Here is a 782-nt window from a genome sequence, read left to right on the forward strand (position 1 = left end):
CACGCCGCGCACAGGGTCTCCGGTCGCCCCGGACGCAGGTAGTCGATGGAGAAGTCCACGACCTTGGGCACCCGGCTCGCCTGCTGTGTCCACAGCAGGTGCAGTACCGCCGCGTTCTCCATGAACGCACCGATCACGCCGCCGTGAAGTGCCGGCAGGTGCGGGTTGCCGACGTTGCCCTCGCGGAAGGCCAGCCGGAACTCCAGTGCCCCGCCGGCCTCGCTGAAGCTGATCCCCAACAACCGGGCATAGGGGATAAGCGCGACCAGCGCATCCGGATCACCGCTGCGCCGGGCCTCGGCCACCCGCGCCATGAGGTCCTTCATGCCACCCCCTCCACCAGCGTGGGACCGTCGTCGGCGACGCGCATGAAGGTGCTCATGCTCATGGCGATGGGATCATCGACACCGGGCTGATAGACGCTGCAGCGCGCGAAGGCGATCTGCTCGGTGAGCTTGTAGCACTCGGCGTGGGCGTAGACGGCCTCTCCCGGTACCGCGGGGCGCATGTAGTCGATGCGCAGGTCCAGGGTGGCAACCGCGCGGGTGGCATTGAGCGCGGCGATGACCGCACCGCCGCTGGTCTGGTCCACCAGGGTGGTGATCACCCCGCCGTGGATAACGCCGGTGACGGGGTTGCCGACCATGGACTCCCGGTACGGCACCCGCGCGGTGAGCGTGCGCTCGCCCACCGCCACCGGCTCCATGCCCAGTACCGCGCTGTGGGGGATGGTCTCGAAAAAGCGCCTGGCAATCGCCAGGCGTGCGTCGCTGTCCTCGTCT

General features: G+C 68.9%; 2 protein-coding genes. Both read right to left on the minus strand.

The features are described 5' to 3' along the window. Positions 1 to 326 (minus strand): PaaI family thioesterase (locus G7A99_RS22365; protein ID WP_163144208.1); only part of this gene is annotated, 326 nt, incomplete at its 3' end. Further along, positions 323 to 782: PaaI family thioesterase (locus G7A99_RS22370; protein WP_240466381.1), on the minus strand; the 460-nt coding region annotated here is incomplete at its 5' end. The genes G7A99_RS22365 and G7A99_RS22370, both read right to left, overlap by 4 nt.

Source organism: Arhodomonas sp. KWT, from assembly GCF_010993615.1.